This is a genomic window from Microbacterium sp. NPDC056003 (assembly GCF_042274785.1).
Classification (GTDB): domain Bacteria; phylum Actinomycetota; class Actinomycetes; order Actinomycetales; family Microbacteriaceae; genus Microbacterium.
Genome location: NZ_JBHJXQ010000001.1, coordinates 1071433 through 1091270 on the forward strand (window position 1 = coordinate 1071433; position 19838 = coordinate 1091270).

General features: G+C 71.3%; 15 protein-coding genes and 1 pseudogene. 9 read left to right on the forward strand and 7 right to left on the reverse strand.

The features are described 5' to 3' along the window. Nucleotides 1-21 precede the first annotated feature (21 nt). Together ACFC1W_RS04975 and ACFC1W_RS04980 are read right to left on the reverse strand one after the other, a co-directional pair. Nucleotides 22-903, reverse strand: a complete 882-nt coding sequence (locus ACFC1W_RS04975; RefSeq protein WP_375989340.1) for a phosphatase PAP2 family protein — start codon at nt 901-903, stop codon at nt 22-24. Then, nucleotides 896-2008, reverse strand: coding sequence for a glycosyltransferase (locus ACFC1W_RS04980; RefSeq protein ID WP_375989342.1), 1113 nt, complete (start codon nt 2006-2008; stop codon nt 896-898). The genes ACFC1W_RS04975 and ACFC1W_RS04980 overlap by 8 nt, the downstream gene beginning before the upstream one ends. A gap of 207 nt (nt 2009-2215) precedes the next feature. On the opposite strand from ACFC1W_RS04980, the gene ACFC1W_RS04985 reads away from it, so the two are divergent. Beyond that, nucleotides 2216-3427, forward strand: coding sequence for a glycosyltransferase family 87 protein (locus ACFC1W_RS04985; protein ID WP_375989345.1), 1212 nt, complete (start codon nt 2216-2218; stop codon nt 3425-3427). 8 nt (nt 3428-3435) lie between these two features. Here ACFC1W_RS04985 and ACFC1W_RS04990 read toward each other — a convergent pair whose 3' ends face one another. Further along, a complete protein-coding gene (locus tag ACFC1W_RS04990; protein WP_375989348.1) occupies nt 3436-4653 on the reverse strand; it encodes an acyltransferase family protein in 1218 nt (405 codons plus the stop codon). 6 nt (nt 4654-4659) lie between these two features. After that, nucleotides 4660-5802, reverse strand: a complete 1143-nt coding sequence (locus tag ACFC1W_RS04995; protein WP_375991414.1) for a glycosyltransferase — start codon at nt 5800-5802, stop codon at nt 4660-4662. A 177-nt stretch (nt 5803-5979) separates the two neighbouring features. Here ACFC1W_RS04995 and ACFC1W_RS05000 point away from each other — a divergent pair, with 177 nt between their 5' ends. The 7 genes from ACFC1W_RS05000 to ACFC1W_RS05030 all read left to right on the forward strand — a co-directional run bounded on the left by ACFC1W_RS05000 (nt 5980) and on the right by ACFC1W_RS05030 (nt 14433). After that, nucleotides 5980-6240: a glutaredoxin family protein gene (locus tag ACFC1W_RS05000; RefSeq protein ID WP_241111756.1), complete on the forward strand. Its 261-nt coding sequence runs from the start codon at nt 5980-5982 to the stop codon at nt 6238-6240. A gap of 65 nt (nt 6241-6305) precedes the next feature. Beyond that, nucleotides 6306-7166: a tryptophan 2,3-dioxygenase gene (gene kynA / locus ACFC1W_RS05005; RefSeq protein WP_241111755.1), complete on the forward strand. Its 861-nt coding sequence runs from the start codon at nt 6306-6308 to the stop codon at nt 7164-7166. Between the two features lies 1 nt (nt 7167). Then, complete coding sequence (locus tag ACFC1W_RS05010) at nt 7168-8145, forward strand: amidohydrolase family protein (RefSeq protein ID WP_375989352.1); 978 nt, start codon at nt 7168-7170, stop codon at nt 8143-8145. Beyond that, nucleotides 8132-9397, forward strand: coding sequence for a kynureninase (locus ACFC1W_RS05015; RefSeq protein WP_375989355.1), 1266 nt, complete (start codon nt 8132-8134; stop codon nt 9395-9397). Before ACFC1W_RS05010 ends, ACFC1W_RS05015 begins: the two co-directional genes overlap by 14 nt. Nucleotides 9398-9471: 74 nt before the next feature. Continuing rightward, nucleotides 9472-10896: an MFS transporter gene (locus tag ACFC1W_RS05020; protein WP_375989358.1), complete on the forward strand. Its 1425-nt coding sequence runs from the start codon at nt 9472-9474 to the stop codon at nt 10894-10896. A gap of 58 nt (nt 10897-10954) precedes the next feature. Continuing rightward, nucleotides 10955-12751, forward strand: coding sequence for an aldehyde dehydrogenase family protein (locus ACFC1W_RS05025; protein WP_375989361.1), 1797 nt, complete (start codon nt 10955-10957; stop codon nt 12749-12751). After that, the gene (locus tag ACFC1W_RS05030; RefSeq protein WP_375989363.1) at nt 12748-14433 is read left to right on the forward strand and encodes a GMC family oxidoreductase; all 1686 of its coding nucleotides are present in this window, start codon (nt 12748-12750) and stop codon (nt 14431-14433) included. Before ACFC1W_RS05025 ends, ACFC1W_RS05030 begins: the two co-directional genes overlap by 4 nt. Before the next feature lie 556 nt (nt 14434-14989). Here the strand turns inward: ACFC1W_RS05030 and ACFC1W_RS05035 are convergent. The 3 genes and pseudogenes from ACFC1W_RS05035 to ACFC1W_RS05045 form a co-directional block, all read right to left on the reverse strand. Beyond that, on the reverse strand, nt 14990-16534 hold the full coding sequence (locus ACFC1W_RS05035) for a DEAD/DEAH box helicase (RefSeq protein ID WP_375989365.1): 1545 nt from the start codon (nt 16532-16534) through the stop codon (nt 14990-14992). A gap of 390 nt (nt 16535-16924) precedes the next feature. Beyond that, a pseudogene (gene pip / locus ACFC1W_RS05040) lies at nt 16925-17890 on the reverse strand (prolyl aminopeptidase); the annotation flags it as partial. Beyond that, nucleotides 17887-18759 carry a neutral zinc metallopeptidase gene (locus ACFC1W_RS05045; RefSeq protein ID WP_375989367.1) on the reverse strand — a complete coding sequence of 291 codons (873 nt, stop codon included), beginning with the start codon at nt 18757-18759 and terminating at the stop codon, nt 17887-17889. The pseudogene pip and the gene ACFC1W_RS05045, both read right to left, overlap by 4 nt. A 65-nt stretch (nt 18760-18824) precedes the next feature. Between ACFC1W_RS05045 and ACFC1W_RS05050 the strand changes: the two genes are divergently transcribed. After that, nucleotides 18825-19838, forward strand: coding sequence for a malate dehydrogenase (locus ACFC1W_RS05050; protein ID WP_375989370.1), 1014 nt, complete (start codon nt 18825-18827; stop codon nt 19836-19838).

Consider the following 19838-nt stretch of genomic DNA (forward strand, 5'->3'; position numbering starts at 1 on the left):
GCCGCGAGCAGCGGCAGTCGTCTAGGTTACAGGCGTTCGCGGAGCCCGGTCCCCTCCAGGTCGAGCCCTCGTCCGGGCCTGAACGAGGAAGGGCCGATGGATGGCGAGGACCGAGACGATGACACCCAGCGTACACAGCAGGATTGCCATCGTGAGCGTCAGGGCGTGATCGCCGCCCCCGAAGAAGCCGAGCGCACCGGCCAGGTACAGCAGGCCGACGCCCACCATCACCCCGCCTGCGATCACCGATCCCCTGCGCAGGCGTGAGGATACGGGCTGCGTCGCCCGTGAAAGCGCTGCCAGCGCGCACGAGACGGCTCCCGCCAGAAGGGCGCCTCCGATGCTGTCGCTGGCGCGGTGGGCCATGGAGAAGAGCGACCCCAGCGCGACGAAGGCGACCACACCGCCGAGCACGAGAACGAGCACCGGCGACATCCAGCGCGGATAGCACCAGATGATCGCCACGGCAGCGGCCAGGGTGATCGCGGTGTGACCACTCGGAAAGGTGTTGTGGGCGTACGCCCAGTCGCCCAGATCGGGACGCGGCGCGAACTCCTTCATGAGGAGCGAGATCACGGCGACCACCCCGACGAGGGCGGCCGAGTACAGCGGCGCCTTCCAACGATGCTCGAGCACGTCGGAGAGTGCGGCGACCACCGCGGCCCCGACGACGCAATACATCACGATGTCGCGTCCGTCATAGAACGCCAGCCACGCCTCGCTCCGCATCCAGCCGAACAGACTGAGCGAACCGGCATCGACGAGCTGCCCGAAGGCGGTCAGCACCGCAGTGAAGTAGAGGAGCACGAAGGCGCCACCGTACGCGAGGCCCACCAGCCACAGATTCCGGGTCCGGTGCCCCCGGTCCTCGCGCGTCGACTCTTCCCGCGTCGGTTCAGACACGCGCGGCCTCTTCCGCGACGACGGAGCGCAGGCGATCGGCGAACCGCTCCTCTGAGAACCCCTCGACGTGCGCGCGGATCGCGTCGGGCGACCAGTCCCGCCGGAGCATCTCCTCGATCGCGGCGGCGATCGAAGAGGCATCCGCGGTGTCGAAGAAAACGCCGTTGCGACCTTCGACCACCGTGTCGAGATACCCGCCGTCGCGGAGCGCCGCGGTGGGCTTGCCGGCAGATCCCGCTTCAAGGGGTGAGAGGCCGAAGTCTTCATAGGATGCCGCCACCAGCCCCATTGCGTGGCCATAGAGCCACTGCAGCTGCGCGTCGGACACCCGACCCACCAGATGTGCGCCGCCGACCCGCCGGGCGAGCTCGCTCAGCCGCCCTCGCTCGGGGCCGTCGCCGACGACCACGAGCTCCAGGCCACCGACCGATCCGACCGCCTCGATCACGCGATCGACGTTCTTGTACGGCAGCAGGCGTGCGACGCACAGGACGAACGGCTGCGACACCCCGTCCACCGGCTCGGTGGCGGCTGAGCCGAGGATGCGTCCAGGGGGTGGCGCGAGGACCTCCGCCTCGATGCCGTACGCATTGCGGACCGCACGCTGCACAACCGTCGAGTTCACCAGGTAGCGGTCGGCGCTCTTCGCGGCGGCGGCATCCCACTCCCGCAATCCGGGCCCCAGAACGCTGATGGCGGAGCGGACCGCGCGAGCGCGGACGCCGCCGTCGCCTTCGCCCGCGTACCGTTCCGACTGGTAGAGCCAGCGGGCAGGAGCGTGGCAGTAGACGACCTTGCGGCCGGTGACCGGAATGCCGTGCGCCCAGCCACTCGAGCTCGCCAGCAGCACGTCGGCGTCGACGGGATAGCCCGACACCGCCTTCGCGAGGAAGGGGAGCGCCAGCCGGTGGTGGCGGCGCAGGATGCCCCACCGATTGATCGGCATCGTGCGCACGTCGACGCGCTCGAACTCCGGAAAGGTGCCGGCAGGGTCGTAGAGCGCCGTATGCAGCGGCGATCCGGGGAACGCCCTGACCATCGCGAGCGCCACGCGCTCGGCACCCCCGCGCTGCGTCACATAGTCGTGCGCGAGAGCGACGGTCACGTGCTACCCCTTCACGCCGGGTTCGACCGAGGGATGATGCCCCGGCGACCGGCGCCCCACGTCCGGTCGTGGCAAGGATATCGGCCTGGAGCGCGGGACGCACCGCATCGGCTAGTATCTGGCCACCGGTTCGTCGACCGGACTGGGTGCGGCTCTCGCCGAACCGGCCCAGACGCCAACGGCTTTGGGGAGCCGCCGATGTCATCGATGACGAAGACCGTCCTGTCCGTCGTGATGTGGATCGCCGTGGTCCTGATCGGCGCCTACATCAGCGTGCAGCGCTTCCAGGATGCCGTCGGAAGCGACATCGGCACCGATCTGCGCACGTTCGTCGCAGCGGCCGAGCACATCCGCGAAGGCCGCAGCCCGTACACCGAGTTCGGGTATGTGTATTCGCCGTTGGTGGCGTGGGTCCTGCTGCCCTTCGAGGACTTCGACGCCGCCGTCGGGCCGTGGACCGCGGCATCCATCCTGTCTCTGTGGGGAGCCGTCGCGGCGATCACCGCGACGTTCTGGCGTGTGCTGTCGTGGTGGCAGCGGCCCGTGCTCGCCGGCATCGCGATCGTCAGCGCGCTGTACAGCGCATTGCTCTCGCTGGACCTCTGGCTCGGGCAGACCGACACGTTCCTGCCGCTGGTCGCCTCGCTCGCGGTGTTCTTCGCCTCACGCAACCGTCAGATCGCCAGCGGTGTCTCGCTCGCCTTCGGTGCGATCATCAAGAGCTGGCCGGTCGGCCTCGGCCTGTGGATGTTCCGTCGCGGTGTGCAGCATCGGGCGCGGCTGATCGGCGCCACCCTCGGAACAGGCGTCGCGTTCCTCCTGATCGCGCTCATCGTGCACGGCCCGGGCATCTTCGGCGAGTGGATCGACCGCACCCTCGTCCTCAGTGAGCAGGATCTCGTGGCCTACTCCGTGTGGGGCGCCGGAAGGCACCTGTTCACACAGTCGGCGGCGCTCACGCCCCTCTTCGTCGCCCCGGTGGTGGCGACGGCCGTGTCGTGGCTTCTGGCGGCTGCCGTCATCGCGCTGATCGTGGTCGCCCTCCGCCGGCCCGGAGACGACGCCCTGTCGATGTTCAACATCGCCCTGGCGGTGGTGCTGCTGATCCCCGTCTGCCACCTCTGGTACTTCGTGCTCGCGCTTCCGCTGCTCTGGGTGTGGATCGCGCACGCCATGAAGGGCACGCGGCGCCTCGAGTCGCTCATCGCCGTCGGTGTGCTGGCGGTGTGGTGGGTGATCGTCTTCCGGCTCCCTCCGCTGGACAACCAGTTCGGCGAGAGCACCCCGCAGTACATCGCGGTGGTGTTCTCATCGCTCCTCGCCCTGGGCGTTTCGGTCGCCCTCGCGGCACGGGCCGACGCCGCGCGCGAGCGGGAGCCGCTCGCGCGGCAGTCGGAGGAGCGGGTGCTCGCCGAGTGACGGCACGCCTATGAGGCGGAGAGAAGGATGCCGACCCCGGCGATCGCCGAGATGACGAGCATCCCTCCCACGGCGAAGCCGTATGTGCGCGGCAACGGCTTCCAGAACTTCGAGGTGCGGAACGGGTCCTCGATGAACCGCTTCGACAGCCACCCGAGCAGCATCGAAGCCGCGACCACCGCGAGTGCGCCCACCGAACGAACGTTCTCGCCGGTGCTCAGCAGCACGAGCACGTAGATGGGCTGATGCCAGAGGTAGATGCCGTATGACACGTCGCCGACGAACTGCACCGGTGCGAGCGATCCGTAGCGCGTCGGGCTCAGCCAGCTGCGGTTGCTCTCGCCCCAGATGACGAGCACCGCCCCGAGGACGGGCAGCACCGCGCCCGGCGCGGGGTGGAGGAACAGCTCGGGGGTGAGAGCAGAGCCGACGATGAGGATGAGACCCGACCACGAGGCGACGCAGTGCACCGCGGTCTTCGCCCGCTCCGACAGCGACAGCTGCGACAGGCGCGGTGCAAGTGCCAGCAGACCGCCCGCGGCGAACTCCCACACGACGGAGGGCGTGCTGCGGGCGGCGTGGAGCGGATGCTGCGCCGAGAGCCAGAGCGAGTACGCGAACGACAGCAGCATCGCGACGATGATGAGCGCCACGATGATCTGCACGCGCGCGCGGGCGCTCATGCGGCGCCCGGCCGCGACGGCGACCCCCAGAAGGAGCAGGAGCGGCCACAGCAGGTAGAACTGCTCCTCGACCGAGAGAGTCCAGAAGTGCTCGACCGGCAACGGGTAGTCCACCCACGGCAGGAAGCCGAGGTGCCGCGCGAGCGAAGCCCAGTTCTCGACGTACAGGGCGCTGGCCGCGGACTCGATGAGACTGGGTCCCCACTCCGTGCGGGGGACGACGACCATCAGCGCGACCAACGTCACCAGGATCACGACGAACGCCGCCGGCAGCAGCCGTCGAATGCGACGCGCCCAGAAGTCGAGGAGCCGGATCGAACCGGTGCGCTCGATCTCGCGCAGGAGCTGCGCCGTGATGAGGAAACCCGAGATCACGAAGAAGACGTCGACGCCGATGTAGCCGCTCGGCACCCTCGTCTCCCACAGGTGGAAGAGCAGCACCAGGATGACCGCGACGGCACGGAGCGCCTGGATCTCGGGCCGGATCCCGCCCGTGGGCTCGGCGGGGGCCGGGAGCGCCTGGGACGTCCGCGTCTCGGTCATCGCCGGTTAGATCTCGCCCGGCTGCATCGCCTGCTCGTCGATCTCCTCCAGCACGGCGCGTGCAGCGGAGGGCTTGGCGCCCTTCTTGGGCGCGTAGACGACCAGCGAGTGGAAGACGAAGCGGACGAAGAACGCCACGACGAGTGTGATCCCCGTCGCGATGACGCTGGAGATGTGCCACGTCTCGACCATGAGCGCCATGATGGGGATGCGGATGAGCGCCTCGGCGTTGTTGAACCCGAATGACTTCGCGAACCGCCACCACACGCTCGAGGCGGCGTGGCGCATGTCGTGGAAGACGAACCGCTCGATCAGCAGGAAGTTGCCGATGATGGTCACCTCGGCACCGATCACGGCGGCGATGACGTAGTTGACGCCCATGCTCGTGAGCGCCCACACGATCAGCAGGTTGACGACGGCGCCCAGGCCTCCCACGACGGCGAACAGCGACATCTTGCCGAATCGAAGGGCGGCGAGCTGCGTGATGAAGTGCAAGCCCTGCAGGAACGATGCCTTCGACTCGCCGGCGTGCCGGTCGGCGAAGTCGAAGTCGACCTCGGCGATGCGGAAGCTCTTGCGCGCGAGGATCTCGAGCAGGATCTTGAACCCCCGCGGCCGGAGGGTCTCGAGTTCGATCGCACGACGGTCGACGACGAAGAAGCCGGTCATCGGATCGGTGACGTCGCGCAGCTTGACGGGGAACATCGCCTTGGTGACGGCGGTCGACGCCTTCGAGACCAGCACGCGGGTGCGGTCGGCGAGACCGGTCGAGGTGCCGCCCCCGGCGTAGCGCGACGCGACGACCACATCGACGTCGCCTCGCGCGGCACGATCGAGCAGCTCAGGGATCTTCTCGGGAGGATGCTGAAGGTCGCCGTCCATCACCAGGCACGTGTCGGACTGCGCGGCGCGGAACCCCTCGACCACGGCGCCGCCGAGGCCGCCCACCTTCTCATCGCGGTGGATCAGGCGCACCGGCAGGGAAGCGGATGCCGCAACCGCCCGCACCACGTCGGGAGTGTCGTCGGTGCTGTCGTCGACGAAGATGATCTCGGCCTGACGACCTTGGACCGCAGCGGAGACACGGCGAACGAGCTCCGCGACGTTCGGAGCCTCGTTGTACGTCGGCACGATGATCGAGACGTCGATGAGAGTCCCCGTTCTCCCCTTGATGTCCTGCTACCCCAGGGGACCATGGTGACATAACCCCCCGCCGCGCGGGAACTGTACTCGGAACCTTGGTGGGCGCGAAGCGAATCCTGAGTGCGAGCGGGACCCGCCCGGCACCCGGCCCTCGCCCAGGATCGATACGGGAGAATAGACGTCATGACGTCTGCCCCCTCCACCATCACGATGTTCGGCGCCGACTGGTGCCGCGACTGCGTCCGCACCAAGCGCCAGCTCGACTCGCTGGGGATCCAATACACGTACGTGGACCTCGTCGCCGACCCCGCTGCCGCCGACGTCGCGCGCGAGATCTCGGGCCGCACGAACATCCCGGTCGTGGTGTACCCGGATGCCTCGCACCACGTCGAGCCGTCGAACGACGACGTCGAGGCCAAGCTCCGCGAGCTCGAGCTCATCTGACGCCGCGTCATTCGCGCCGCTCACAGCCCTGACGAAGGACCGTTCTGCCTCGTTAGGCTGAGCGGGTGAGCGAAGGCGTCGAACGCAATACCCGGGCGATCGAGGGCACGGTCGTCACCGACTTCGCCGATCGCATGAGCTACGGGGGCTACCTCGATCTCGGCACGCTGCTGGCGGCCCAGCGACCGCTGAGCGATCCCGAGCACCATGATGAGCTGCTGTTCATCATCCAGCACCAGACCACAGAGCTGTGGCTCAAGCTGGTGCTCCACGAACTCGGCGCCGCCTGCCGTCTGCTGCGCGAGGACAACCTCGCACCGGCGCTCAAGTGCATCGCCCGTGTGAAGCACATCCAGAAGACGCTGACCGAGCAGTGGTCGGTCCTTGCGACGCTGACCCCCGCCGAGTACGCGCAGTTCCGCGGCGTGCTCGGCAACGCCTCGGGGTTCCAGTCGGCGCAGTACCGTGCGGTCGAGTTCACCCTCGGTAACAAGAACGCCGCCATGCTGCGCGTGTTCGACGCCGACCCCGCTGCCCACGAACTCGTCGAGCGCGCGCTGCTCGCGCCGAGCCTCTATGACGAATTCCTCGGGATGCTCGCGCGGTCGGGATACCCGATCCCCGCCGAGGTGCTCGGCCGCGACGTCACGCAGGCGTGGACCTTCGCGCCCGAGCTCGTCCCGATGTTCGCCGACATCTACGCCGACCCGCAGCAGCACTGGGCGGCGTACGAGACGTGCGAAGAGCTCGTCGATCTGGAGGACAACTTCCAGCTCTGGCGGTTCCGACACCTGAAGACCGTCGAACGCATCATCGGCTTCAAGACCGGCACCGGCGGGTCGAGCGGGGTGCCGTTCCTGCAACGGGCCCTCCAGCTGACGTTCTTCCCCGAGCTCTTCGCGGTGCGCACCGAGATCGGCCGCTGACGTGCACGCCGACCCGTTCGCGCTGCGAGAGCTCCTCGGTCCTGCGGCCGCACCGTGCCGCCGGGCCATCACGGGCGAGCCCGGCGTCTCGCTGCCGCCCCTGATCGACCACCACGTGCACGTGCATCTCATCGACGAGCACGCCCTGCCCGCCGGTGGCATCGCCGGCGTGGTCGACCTCGGCGGCGACCCCATCGGCTTCGCCCGCCGCGCCGGCGCGGGAATGCCGCGGGTCGCGTACGCCGGCGCGTTCCTCACTGCGCCCGGCGGCTACCCGACCGGACGCGGGTGGGCACCCGACGCGATCGTGCGGACGGTCACCGGCCCGTCGGCGCATCCCGGCGTGGCCGGCGGCGCCGCGACAGCGGTCGACGAGCAGGCGTCGTTCGGGGCATCCCTCATCAAAGTCGCCCTCAACTCCGCCGCCGGGCCGGTCTTCGACGCGACGACCCTCGAGGCGATCGTCGCCGCCGCACGCGGGCACGGCCTGCCCGTCGTCGCTCACGTGGAGGGGAGCGGGATGACGCGGCTCGCGCTCGACGCCGGCGTCGACGCCCTCGCGCACACGCCCTTCACCGAAGCGCTCGACGACGACGTGATCGGGCGCGCCGTCGCCGCGGGGCAGACGTGGATCTCGTCGCTCGACATCCATGCGGGCGACCCCGGTGCGGAGGCGAGCGCCCTCGCCAACCTCGAGGCCTTCGTCGCCGCCGGCGGCACGGTGCTCTACGGCACCGACCTCGGCAACGGCGACCGCCGGGCCGGCGTGCTGGTCGACGAGCTGCGCGCGCTCGACCGCGCCGGCGTGCGCGGCGACCGGCTCGTCGCCGCCCTGTGCGACCCGTGGCCGGCGACGGCGCCCGCCGGCGTCTCGACCTTCGTTCCCGGCCCGCCTCCCACCACGCTCGACGAGGTCGCCGCGTGGCTGGGTCGCGCGGCCGTCGTTCCGTCCGAGGAGCTCATCCATGACGACCACTGACCCCACCCTCGCCGCGACGGTCGCGGAGCTCGAGGTCGAGGCATCCGCTCTCGACACCGCCGACCCGCTGCGGCACCACCGCGACGCGTTCGTCGGTGCCGAGTCGTCGCTCGTGTACTTCGACGGCAACTCGCTCGGCCGGCCGCCGCGTGCGAGCGTCGAGCGATTGGCCGCCTTCGCCCGCGACGAGTGGGGCGGGCGGCTCATCCGCGGCTGGGACGAATCGTGGATGGAGCTGCCGTTCCGGATCGGAGACACGATCGGGCACGCGGTGATCGGCGCGGCGCCGGGGCAGACCGTCGTCGGCGACTCGACGACCGTCCTGCTCTACAAGCTCGTGCGCGCGGCGTTCGATGCTCAGCACGCGGCGGATCCCGCCCGGGTCGAGATCGTCGTCGACCGCGACAACTTCCCGACCGACCGCTACCTCGTCGACGGCATCGCGCGCGAGCGGGGCGGGCGCGTGCGGTGGATCGACGTCGACCTCTCGACCGGGGTGACGGAAGAGGCTCTCCGCGCGGCGGTCGGGTCCTCGACGGCGGTCGTGCTGCTCAGCCATGTCGCCTACCGCTCGGGATATCTGGCGGATGCCGCGGCCTTCACCCGCATCATCCACGACGCGGGCGCGCTCGTGGTGTGGGACCTCTGCCACTCCGCAGGATCGGTGCCGGTGCACGCGGACGCCTGGGGCTTCGACCTGGCCGTCGGCTGCACGTACAAGTACCTCAACGGCGGTCCGGGCTCGCCCGCCTTCGCCTACGTCGCCGCGCGGCACCAGGATGCACTCGCGCAGCCGATCCAGGGCTGGATGGGCACCGCCGACGTGTTCGCGATGGGCGCCGAGTACCGTCCGGCCGAGGGCATGCGGCGGTTCCTGTCGGGCACCCCGCCGATCGTCGGGATGATCGCGATGCAGGACACCCTCGGGCTGATCGAAGAGGCGGGGATCGACGCCGTGCGGGCGAAGTCCATCGCGCTGACCGACTTCGCGGTGGAGGTCTCCGACGCACTGCTGGCGCCGCTCGGCGTGAGCATCGCCTCTCCGCGGGATGCTGCGCTCCGAGGCGGGCACATCACACTGTCGCACCCCGCCATGCGTGCAGTGACGGCGCGGCTGTGGACCCAGGACGTCATCCCCGACTACCGCGACCCCGACGGTCTGCGGATCGGACTCTCGCCGCTGTCGACGAGCTTCGCCGAGACCCTCGCCGGGCTGCGCGCCGTGCGCGACGCCCTGACCGCACGGGGCTGAGGGCCCCCGAAGCCCGACGCAACGGCTGTCCACAGCCGCAGCTCCGCGCACGCCTCCGCCCCTACACTGGCGCGATGAGCACCGACGCCGCCGGCGGCGGCGCGGCCGCGGCATCCGATTCCGCCACCGCACGCGCCCGCCTCTCGAACGGAACCATCGCCCGCTACGCCACGGGCTCGCTCGGCACCGGCGGGTTCGCGACCCTGCCCGGCCTCGTGCTGACGTACTACCTCACCGACTCCCTCGGCGTCGCCGCGCTCGCTGCGGGCCTCGTCATCACGCTCGCCAAGGTGTGGGACGTCGTGATCGACCCGGTCATCGGCGCGCTCACCGACCGCGACCTCGCCCGCCACGGCACGCGCCGCCGGCTGATGCTTCTCGGCGCGGGCACGATCCCGGTGCTCTTCGCCCTCACGTTCGCCGTCCCGCCCGCCCTCGGCCCCGTGGTCGCGGCGATCTGGGTCTTCTTCGCCTTCACCCTGACCGCGACGGCCTTCAGCCTCTTCCAGGTGCCTTACATCGCGCTCCCCGCCGAGCTCACGCCGCGCTACGACGAGCGCACGCGGCTGCTGACGTGGCGCGTGGTCGTGCTGACGCTCGCGATCCTGCTGTTCGGCGCCGGCGGCCCGGCGCTGCGCCGCGTGGCCGACGACCCCGTCATCGGCTACCTCGTGATGGGGGTCGTCGCCGGCGTCGTCATCGGGCTCGGGATGCTGGTCGCCACGACGGTCGCGCGCCGCCCCGTCACGGAGACCGCGCCCGTCGCCCCGGGGAGCACGCTCCCCGCCGCCGCCCGGGCGAGTCTGCGCGAGCACTACGCCGACGGCGTCCGTGCCGTGCGCCGCAGCGGGCCGTTCCGTGCGCTGCTCGCGACGTTCGTGCTGCAGGCTCTCGCGACCGGGCTCATGCTCGCCGGCGCGCAGTACGCCGCGACGTGGGTGCTCGAGTCGGAGGCCGCGGTCGAGCTGCTGTTCGTCGCTCTCATCGCACCCGCGCTGTTCGCGGCCCCTGCGTGGGGCGTCGTCTCCCGCAGGATCGGCAAGGAGCGCGCGTTCGCGATCGCGAGCACCGTCTTCGCCGTCGCCGCACTGTCGATCCTCGGGGTGCTGTGGGCGCCGGGCGACTGGATCTACGCGCCCGTCGGCGTCGCGGGGATCGCCTACGCGGGTATGCAGTCGCTGCCGATGGCCATGCTGCCCGACGTCATCTCGCACGACGAGCGCACCTCCGGGCCCGGGCGCGCGGGGTCGTTCAGCGGCGTCTGGACCGCAGGCGAGACGGTGGGCTTCGCGCTGGGCGCCACGGTGCTGTCGCTCATCCTCGCGGTCACCGGGTACATCTCGTCGACGGCGGGCGAGACGGTCACCCAGCCCGCCGCGGCGGTGACGGGAATCGTCGTCAGCTTCAGCCTCGCGCCCGCACTCCTCATCGGGCTGAGCCTGTGGAGCCTCGCCCGCTACCCGCTCCGTCGCAGCGACATCGAGTCACAGCAGTCGTGAGATCCCGTCTCACCGGAGCCGTCGTAGACTGAGTCATCCCGCCCGAAGGAGAGCGCCCGTGCCCAAGGCCGCCCCGGCAGCAGCCGTCCCGTCCCGCGCGAAGGCGCCCGCCCTCCCCGAGGATGTCTCGGGACCGCTGGACGCCGCGATCGGCGACCTGCAGACCGGCGCCCGCACGTGGAGTCACCTCACACTCGACCAGCGCGCCCGCCTGCTCGGCCGGGTACGCGACTCGGTGGCGACCGTCGCCGAGGAGTGGGCCGACGTCGCCGCGACCTCGAAGGGCCTCGAGCCGGGGCATCCGCTCCGTGGCGAGGAATGGCTCTCAGGGCCGTACGGCACGCTCGTCGCCCTCGACGCGTACCGGTCGACGCTGTCGGCGCTGGCCAAGGGCGAGAGTCCGCTTCGCGGGGTGCGGACGGATGCCGCGCCCGGCGGCCGACTGCGCGCACACGTCTTCCCGCTCAGCCCGGTCGACGGCATGCTGCTGTCGGGTTACACCGGCGAGATCTGGTTCGAGCCGGGCGTCACCGAGGCGCAGGCGCGTCGCACGGCCGGACTGGCGCAGCTGACACCGACCGAGCCCGGCGGGGTCGGGCTGGTGCTCGGCGCGGGCAACGTGACGTCCATCCCGGTGCTCGACGTGGTCTACGAGCTGATGGCGCACAACCGCGTCACGATCCTCAAGGTCAACCCGACCCAGGACTCCGTCGTGCCGGTCTTCGAGCGCGCGCTCGCGCCGCTCATCGAGCCCGGCTTCCTGCGCATCGTGCGCGGCGGCGGCGACGTCGGCGCGTACCTCGCCGACCACCGCGGCGTCGCCCACGTGCACATCACCGGAGCCACCCCGACGTTCGACTCGATCGTGTGGGGCCCCTCGACCGGTGCGGGCGCGGCGGCCACCGCCCGCCGCAGACGCGAGGACCGCCCGAAGCTCAAGAAGCCGATCACGGCCGAGCTGGGCGGCGTCTCTCCGATCATCATCGTCCCCGGCGAGTGGAGCGACGCCGACCTCCGGTTCCAGGCCGAGCACGTCGCCACCATGCGGCTCTACAACTCCGGGCACAACTGCATCGCCGGCCAGCTCGTGCTCCTGAGCTCGGACTGGCCCCAGCGCGAGGCCTTCCTCGACGCGCTCCGCGCGGCGTTCGACGCCGCACCCGCCCGACCGGTCTGGTACCCGCGGTCCGACGAGAAGCTGGCGGCCGCGGCATCCGACTATCCGTCCGCCACCTGGCGCGGCGACGGCACCCGCGCGATCGTCGAGGTCGGTCCCCGCGAAGACGCGACCGCCGTCGAGACGACCGAGTACTTCGCGCCGGTCCTCGGCATCGTGACGCTTCCCGGAAACGGTCAGGAGTTCGTCGACCGGGCGGTCGCGCACGCCAACGACGAGCTCGCCGGCACGCTCGGCGCGAACGTGCTCATCGACCCCGTGACGCAGGCGGCGCTCGGCGAAGGGTTCGAGCGCGCGATGGCCGACCTGCGCTACGGGACGATCTCGATCAACTCGTGGACCGCCTTCGGGTTCCTCACCCCGACGCTGCCGTGGGGCGGATTCCCCGGCGCGACGCTGCAGAACGTCGAGAGCGGCATCGGCGTGGTCCACAACGCGCTGCTGCTCGACGGCATCGAGCGCGCGGTGACCCGCGGGCCGTTCCGGCCGTTCCCGCGGTCCCTCCAGCCGAAGGCCCTGCGCCGCTCGCGCGGCCGCGCCTTCTCGGTGCTGCCGAAACCGCCGTGGTTCGTGACGTCGCGCACCGGCGCCGCCGTGAGCGAGGGGTTCACCCGGTTCCGGATGGACGGCGACTACGCGAAGCTCTCGGCCACCCTCGTCAAGGCCTTCCGGGCGTGACGAGGCGAGACCGGCACAGCCTGACCGCCGACTACATCGTCGTGGGCGCCGGCTCGGCGGGCGCCGCGCTGGCTGCACGGCTGAGCGAAGACCCGTCGGTCTCGGTGCTGCTGCTCGAAGCGGGCGGACCCGACAAGGCGCTCGAACTCCACGTCCCCGCGGCGTTCTCGAAGCTCTTCCGCGGTCCGTACGACTGGAACTACGACACCGTCCCGCAGGAGCGGCTCGAAGGGCGCACGGTGTACTGGCCGCGCGGCAAGACGCTGGGCGGATCGTCGTCGCTCAACGCGATGATGTGGGTGCGTGGCTTCGCGGCCGACTACGACGAATGGGCCGAGGAGGCTGGTCCCGCCTGGTCGTGGAAGTCGCTCGTCCCCTACTTCCGCCGCGTCGAGCGCACGCAGGACCCGGTCGATGAGACCCAGGGGAGCACGGGGGCGCAGTCGATCGAGCACCAGCGTGATCCGCGCCCCCACACGGCGGCGTTCCTCGACGCGGTGCGCGAGGCGGGGCATCCCGTCACCCCCGCGAATCTCCCGGAGGGGCAGGGTTTCAGCCAGACGATGGTGTCGCAGCGCCGCGGCAGCCGGGCGTCGACCGCCGACGCCTACCTGCGGCCCGCCCGGCGGCGGCGCAACCTGCGGGTGGTGACGAACGCCTTGGTGCGCCGCGTCACCTTCGCACGACGGAACGAGGCCGACCACTCGCACGTCGGCGACGCCGGGGTCGAGACGCCGGCCCCCACGGGAGCGCTCGTCGCGACCGGCGTCTACGTCGACATCGACGGCATCACGCGCCACGTGCGAGCCCGGCGCGAGGTCGTCCTGGCCGGGGGCGCGATCAACACCCCGCAGTTGCTGATGCTGAGCGGCATCGGCCCCGCCGAGCATCTCGCCGAGCACGGCATCCCGGTGCTCGTCGATGCACCGGGGGTGGGCTCGAACCTGCAGGATCACCTCGTCGCCGGGCTCGCGCCCGAGGCGCGCGGCGGCACCCTTTTCGGCGCCGAGCGCGTCGCCGAGCTCGGGCGCTACCTCTCGTCGCGGCGCGGGATGCTCACCTCCAACGTCGCGGAGGCGTGCGGCTTCGTGCGGACGGAGGTCGCCGACCGCGCCGGCGTGCCGGACGCGCTCCCCGACATCGAGATCATCTTCGCCCCGGTGCCGTACGTCGGCGAGGGCCTCGTGCCCACGCCCGGCGAGGGGCTCACGGTGGGCGCGATCCTGCTGCGGCCGCGCAGCCGCGGCACGATCCGCCTCGCGTCGGCAGATCCGACGGCCAAGCCGCTCATCGATCCGGGGTACCTCACCGACCCCGACGGCATCGACGAGGCGACGATGCTCGCCGGCCTCGCGGAGTGTGAGCGACTCATCGGCACCGACGCGCTGCGCGCGGTGACCACCGGCGGCTGGATCCAGCCCGCGGGTGGCGAGTCCATGACGTCGGCCGAGCGGGCCGAGCTGTCGCTGCGCCGCTACTCCCACACGCTGTACCACCCCGTCGGGACGGCGCGGATGGGGACGGATGCCGCCTCCGTCGTCGACCCGGAGCTGCGGGTCCGCGGAGTCGAGGGACTGCGCGTGGCCGACGCATCCGTCATGCCCACCGTCATCCGCGGCCATACGAACGCCCCCGCGATCGTGATCGGCGAGGTCGCCGCCGACCTCCTCCGGTGCCGCTGACGGGACCGTGCCCCCGGCGCGGGCGCCTGCACCTCGGCACGGTCGCTCGCGCGCTCGACCTGCGCGGGCGGGCGCCTGCCACCCTCGCTCTCGCCGGGAGCAGGTGATCTGGCGAAAACAGGATGATTTTCGCCGGATCGTCCTGATGCCGCCAGATCACCTGATTTCAGACAAGGAACAGGACGGATGCCGCGGCCCGGCGGCCCGGGTGCAACGGCGCCCAGCTGCTCCGGCCGCCCTGTCGCCGACCCCAACCCACACTCAACCCGCGCCATAGCCCCCACGGCCGCCTCCGCACCCGCCCTCACCTCGCCCCGGCGCCCTCGCGCGCACCGAAATCAGGGGATCTGGCGTAAACAGGATGATTTCCGCCGAACCGTCCTGATGCCGCCAGATCACCTGATTTCAGACAAGGAACAGGACGGATGACGCGGCCCGGCGGGGCCCCGCGGGCGGGGACGGCGAAGGGGAGGAAGGGGGATGGATGCCGCGGCGGGGACGGCGAAGGGGAGGCACCGGTCGCGATGACCAGGCCTCCCCTTCGTGGATCCTGGGGTCAGCGACCGCCGCGGCGGTTGCCGCCGTTCTGGCGGACGACCGAGCCGACCATGAGCTTTCCGCCGCCGTTGCCCGCACTCGAGGCGCGGCGCCCCGTGGTGCGCGGGTTGCCCTGCGGCTGGGCCGAGCGGGTGTGCCCGGCGCTCTGGTCGGAGCGCTGGTGGCCGGTCTGCACGCGGTCGGTGCCCTGGGCGCGACCGCCCTGGCTGCGACCGCCCTGGCCACCCTGGCCACCCTGGCCGCGGCCCGAGCGCTGTCCGCCGCCGGCGCCCTGCTCGCGCGCGGCGCGCTTGCGCTGGGCGTTGGCGCCCTGGCTCTTGCCGCCGCCGCCGCGGACCGGCTGCTGCACCGGCTCGGGCTTGACGTACGGGGCGACCTCGCCGACCAGCTCGGCGACCGCGGCCGAGTCGGCCGTGACCTTCACCGGAGCGACCGAGATCGCGGCCTTGCGCAGAAGCTGCGCGACGTCCTTCTCCTGGCCGGGCAGCACGAGCGTGACCACGGCACCCTCCGCCCCCGCGCGGGCCGTGCGGCCCGAGCGGTGCAGGTACGCCTTGTGCTCCATCGGCGGATCGACGTGGATGACCAGCTCGACGTCGTCGACGTGCACGCCGCGGGCGGCGACGTCGGTGGCGACGAGCACCTTGGCGGTGCCGGCCGAGAACGCCGCGAGGTTGCGGTCGCGCTGCGGCTGCGAGAGGTTGCCGTGCAGGTCGACGGCGGGGATGCCCTGCGCGGTCAGCTGCTTGGCGAGCTTCTTCGCGTGGTGCTTGGTGCGCATGAACAGGATGCGGCGGCCTGTGCCCGAGGCGAGCGTCTTGACGACGTCCTTCTTGGCGTCGGCATCGGTCATCGTGAAGACATGGTGGGTCATCGCGGCGACCGGCGAGTGCGCCTCGTCGACCGAGTGCAGCACCTCGTTCTGGAGGAAGCGGTTGACGAGCTTGTCCACGCCGTTGTCGAGCGTGGCGCTGAAGAGGAGGCGCTGACCGCTGGACGGCGTCGCGTTCAGGATGCGCGTCACGACCGGCAGGAACCCGAGGTCGGCCATGTGGTCGGCCTCGTCGATGACGGTGATCTCGATCGCGTCGAGGTGGGCGTAGCCCTGCTTCATGAGGTCTTCGAGGCGGCCCGGGCACGCGACGATGATGTCGACGCCGGCGTTGAGCGCCTGCACCTGGCGGTTCTGGTTCACGCCGCCGAAGATCGTCGTCGTGGTCAGGCCGTATGCCTTGGCGAGCGGGGCGAGCACGGCGTCGATCTGAGTCGCGAGCTCCCGCGTGGGCGCCAGCACGAGGCCGAGCGGGCGGCCCTTCCGGCGCGAGCCGCCGGCGAGCGCGCCGCCGAGACGGGCGACCATCGGGATCGAGAAGGCGAGGGTCTTGCCCGAGCCGGTCTTGCCGCGGCCGAGCACGTCGCGGCCGGCGAGGGTGTCGGGGAGCGTGTCGACCTGGATCGGGAACGCGGTGGTCTTGCCCTCTGCCGCGAGCGCGGCGACGAGGGGCTGGGGCACGCCGAGCGTGCCGAAGGTGACGTCAGTCATCGGGGATCATTCTCCGGGCGCGCATACGCACCCTGGTCGGTGGCCGGTGGCGTATCTCGCCCACGTGTCGCCGTACGAAAGTTTTCAGCCGACGGCGTCTGTGCGGGCGGGCCCGGAGACGGCGGCGAGGGAAGCGTTCTACGACGCAAGAAGCGCAGAAGTGCGCTGCAAGTGAGTTCGAGCCTACCAGGGATGCGGGTGGGGTTCCTGAGCGACCGCCTCACCCGGGTCCTCGTGCGAGGGCGCCTCGACCGCGGACGGGTCACCGCCATCGGCCACGTCCTCACCCGCGGCAGCGCCGTCACCCTCAGCCACGTCCTCACCCGCGGCAGCGCCGTCACCCTCAGCCGCGTCGCGCCAGGCAGCGGAGGCATCCCCGTCCTCGATCCCGGCGAACCGGTCGGTGGCGGCGCGGAGCGCGGCGGCGATGCCCGGCTCGGATGCCGAGTGCGAAGCATCCGGAACCATCACGAATTCGGCCTCGGGCCACGCGCGGTGCAGATCCCACGCGGTCATGGGCGGGGTGCACACGTCGTAGCGACCCTGCACGATGACGGCCGGGATGTCGCGGATGGCGTCGACCCCCGCGATGAGCTGCCCCTCCTCGAACCAGCCGCCGTGCATGAAGTAGTGATTCTCGATGCGGGCGAACGCCGTCGCGGCGGCAGCCTCGGTCATGTCGTCGACCAGCGACTCGTCGGGCAGCAGCGTGAGGGTGGAGGCCTCCCACCGCGACCACGCGACCCCCGCCGGCGTGTGCACCGCGGGGTCGGGGTCGAACAGCCGGCGATGGTACGCCTCGATCATGCGCGAGCGCTCGAGCACCGGGATGGGGGCGATGAAGTCCTCCCACAGGTCGGGGAAGAGCGCCGACGCACCGCCCTCGTAGAACCACTCCAGCTCATGGCGGCGCAGCGTGAAGATGCCGCGGAGCACGAGCTCGGATACCGACTCGGGGTGAGCCTGGGCGTACGCGAGCGCGAGCGCGCTGCCCCACGAGCCGCCGAACACCTGCCACTTCGCGACGCCGAGGTTGCGTCGGAGCAATTCGATGTCGGCCACGAGGTGCCATGTCGTGTTGTGGCGCAGGTCGGCCGTGGGGGCGCTCGCGTGGGGGGTGGAGCGCCCGCAGCCGCGCTGGTCGAAGAGCACGATCCGGTAGCGCGCGGGGTCGAAGAACCGGCGATGCCACGGCGACGTGCCGGCACCGGGACCGCCGTGCAGGAACACGACCGGCTTGCCCTCGGGATTTCCGCTCTGCTCCCAGTAGACCCGGTTGCCGTCGCCCACGATCAGCTCGCCGGTGTCGTAGGGCTCGATGGGCGGGTAGAGGACGTCGTCGAGGTGTTCGTTCATAGGCTTCCCCCCGGGATGCCGAAAGTCTCGCAGGATGCGACGCCGTTGCGGTAGCCCGTCTCGAACCAGCGCTGACGCTGCTCGCTCGAACCGTGGGTCCAGGTCTCGGGGTTGACGCCGCCGCCGGACTGCTGCTGGATGTGGTCGTCGCCCACCGTCTGCGCCGCGTTGATCGCGTCGGCGATCTGCTGCTGGGTGGGCTCCTTGAGGTACGCGACGCCGTCCTCGTCCACCTGCTCTGTCATGTCGCCGATGAACGCGCCGGCGAAGCAGTCGGCCTGCAGCTCGAGGCGCACGCCGTCGCTGTCGGGGCCGGTGCCGCGATCGGAGTGCTCCTGCATGATGCCTGCGATGTTCTGCACGTGATGGCCGTACTCGTGGGCGAGCACGTACAGCTGCGCGAGCGGCCCCGCGGTCGCATCGAACTGCTGACGCAGCAGTCCGAAGAAGGTCGGGTCGACGTAGACGGCCTGCTCGGGCGGGCAGTAGAACGGTCCGGTCTGGTTCGACGCTGTGCCGCACTGGGTGTTGGTGGCCCCATCGACGACGAAGAGCTGCGGCGGTGTGTAACCCTGCACCTCACCCTCCCAGAATTCGTCGAGCACGACCTGCCCGGCCGCCAGGCGGCAGTCGTCGCGCGCGTTGGCATCGGCGCCGGACTGGCACTGCTCGATGCGGGTCGCCTCGCCACTGTCGACCGCGCCACCACCGCCGCCGACGAGTCCCGAGATGTCCTGTCCGGTGAAGAGCTGGAACAGCAGCACCGCGATCGCCCCGATGCCGGCGATACCGCCGCCGGCGATCGCCGCTCCACCGCCACGACGCCGCGCGGTGCTCCCCCCGACGTTGGCGTTGTCGTTGAACGTCATGCGCTCACGGTACCCCGGGCATGGGTCCCCGGCGAGGAGACTTGACACGGCAATAGGCTCTGGGCATGGCCAGCGCATTCACGACCGTGACCATCACCGGGGCCGGCGGGCAGATCGGCTACGCCCTGCTGTTCCGCATCGCCGCAGGCGACATGCTCGGCGCGGATCGTCCGGTTCGGCTGCAGCTGCTCGAGATCCCGCAGGGGATGCGCGCCGCCGAGGGCGCGGCGCTCGAACTCCAGGACGGAGCGTTCCCGCTGCTGCACGGCGTCGAGCTGAGCGACGACCCCCGGATCGCCTTCGACGGCTGCAGCATCGCCCTGCTCGTCGGCGCCCGCCCGCGCGGTCCGGGCATGGAGCGCGCCGACCTGCTCGCGGCCAACGCCGGCATCTTCGGACCGCAGGGCGCCGCGATCGGCGAGGTCGCAGCGGACGACGTGCGCGCCGTCGTCGTGGGCAACCCGGCGAACACGAATGCGCTCATCGCCGCGTCGGCGGCGACGCCCGGTGTGCCCGCCGACCGCTTCACCGCCCTCACGCGCCTCGACCACAACCGCGCGGTGGGCCAGCTGGCTGAAGCGCTGGATGCCCGTCCCGACGCTGTGCGGGGTGTCGCGATCTGGGGGAACCACTCGGCGACGCAGTACCCGGACGTCACGCACGCCACGGTCGACGGCGTGCCGGTCATCGACGCCCTCGCGCTGCGGCTGGGCGGGCGGGCGGCCGCCGAGGCCTGGCTCGACGACGTCTTCATCCCGCGCGTCGCACGACGCGGGGCGGAGATCATCGAGGTGCGCGGCTCGTCGTCCGTGGCCTCCGCCGCCCACGCTGCCATCGAGCACGTGCGCGACGAGCAGCTCGGCACGGCCGGCGGCACGACCTCGGCGGCGGTCCTCTCACGCGGCGAGTACGGCGTGCCCGCGGGGATCGTGTGCTCGTTCCCCGTCACCTCCGACGGAGACGGCTACCGCGTCGTCGAAGGGCTCGCGCTCGACGCCCGGTCGCGCGCGCGGTTCGACGCGTCGGTGGAAGAGCTGGTGGCGGAGCGCGACGCGGTCGAGGCGCTCGGAGCGCTGTAG

What these genes read in the sequence shown, in the direction of transcription:
- ACFC1W_RS04985 (WP_375989345.1), top strand. Translation starts at nt 2,216, where the DNA reads ATGACGAAGACCGTCCTGTCCGTCGTGATGTGGATCGCCGTGGTCCTG.
- ACFC1W_RS04990 (WP_375989348.1), bottom strand. Translation starts at nt 4,653, where the DNA reads ATGACCGAGACGCGGACGTCCCAGGCGCTCCCGGCCCCCGCCGAGCCC.
- ACFC1W_RS05035 (WP_375989365.1), bottom strand. Translation starts at nt 16,534, where the DNA reads ATGACTGACGTCACCTTCGGCACGCTCGGCGTGCCCCAGCCCCTCGTC.
- ACFC1W_RS05045 (WP_375989367.1), bottom strand. Translation starts at nt 18,759, where the DNA reads ATGACGTTCAACGACAACGCCAACGTCGGGGGGAGCACCGCGCGGCGT.
- ACFC1W_RS05050 (WP_375989370.1), top strand. Translation starts at nt 18,825, where the DNA reads ATGGCCAGCGCATTCACGACCGTGACCATCACCGGGGCCGGCGGGCAG.
- ACFC1W_RS05015 (WP_375989355.1), top strand. Translation starts at nt 8,132, where the DNA reads ATGACGACCACTGACCCCACCCTCGCCGCGACGGTCGCGGAGCTCGAG.
- ACFC1W_RS05000 (WP_241111756.1), top strand. Translation starts at nt 5,980, where the DNA reads ATGACGTCTGCCCCCTCCACCATCACGATGTTCGGCGCCGACTGGTGC.
- ACFC1W_RS05020 (WP_375989358.1), top strand. Translation starts at nt 9,472, where the DNA reads ATGAGCACCGACGCCGCCGGCGGCGGCGCGGCCGCGGCATCCGATTCC.